Below are 1,208 nucleotides of genomic sequence, written 5' to 3'. Positions count from 1 at the left end.
CCGCAGGCGCAGCCGGCCCGAAGCCCCTGCGCGGCGCCCTGCATCGGCATCGCGAGTGGCTCGCCGCGCGCCTGCGCCGCGGCCGGTGTAGCGCGTTGCGCGGCGGCGGGTTTGGCAGYAGCGGCGGTCTGTGCAGTCATGGCCGGCCTCGCTCAGGGCGTGCACTCGAGCGTGATCGTCGCGCCCGGTGCCTGTGCCTGGTTGTACTGGTCGATCGTCGTGCCGACGCAGTGCGTCACGCGCGACGAGGCCTTCGTCGCGCGATCGACGTAGGCCCTGATCGCCCGCTTGTACGCCTCGACGGCATCGCGGAACTGCTGCTCGGTCTGGCCGGTGGCGCCGGTGAAGGCCGGGAGTGCGTTCGCGGCGATGAAGGCCTGGAAGTCCAGCCCGTGCTGGCCCTCGTGGAAGCGCAGCCTGGTGCTGCGCGGGTCGACCTTGCCGCCCGCCTGGTCCTCGCGCGTCGTGCCGCGCCCGTAGCCCGAGCTTCCGCCGGCCGACACGCCGGGCGGGTAGAGCGTCTGCAAGGTCGCCACCGCGGCCGGCGGCGTGAAGCTCGCGATGCGGGCAACACCCTTGGTGATCGTCGTCGTGAACGGCACGCTGATGGGGAACAGCAGCCGCGTGCCGGCCGCTGTCGGGTTGGCCGGGTTCGTCACCGCCACGCCGTCGGGCAGCAGCGTCACCGAGACCCCGTTGCTCGCGAACGCCACGTTGCCGGCGAGCGGGTCGACCGCCTGGTTGTCGGCCAGCGGCGTCGAGAAGCCCGCCTCCTGGCGGTGCGGCACCTGCCACGCCCACGGCGGGATGCGCCCATTGTTGATGCGGTACAGCGCGTCCTCGGTCTGCCTCAGCGCGGTCGCGGCCTTCGGCATCAGCGCACGCAGCGCGGCGATGTAGGCGGCCTGCAGATCGCGCCGCAGCAGCACGTCGCCGCCCAGGTGGTCGGTGATCATCTTGTCGCGGTCGGTCACCATCGCGTACCAGGCGTTGATCAGCGTGTCGAAGCGCGCTGCGTTCATCTGCACCAGCGGATCGGCATAGAAGCTGGCCGCCGCGTTCAGCTGCCCGATGGTGGCCTGCACGAAATCGCGGTAGTCGCGCTCGGTCAGAGCCGCCACCGCGGGCGCGCGGGCGATCACCGGGGCCGACGCGCCGAGCGCCGGCATCGCCGCGCAGCGCGGGCAATTGCCGCCGCAGCTGCAGGC

The 1,208-nt window shown here is 72.7% G+C and carries 1 protein-coding gene; it reads right to left on the bottom strand.

From position 1 onward, the window contains the following. Positions 1 to 152: 152 nt before the first annotated feature. The coding region (locus ACXJLU_RS33365) for a hypothetical protein (RefSeq protein WP_457338008.1) at positions 153 to 1,208 on the bottom strand (1,056 nt) is incomplete at its 5' end.

It is taken from the genome of Rhizobacter sp. P5_C2 (genome assembly GCF_054049715.1).
Note: the sequence above shows the minus strand (reverse complement) of the source record. Positions and strands in the feature narration are given on the sequence as shown.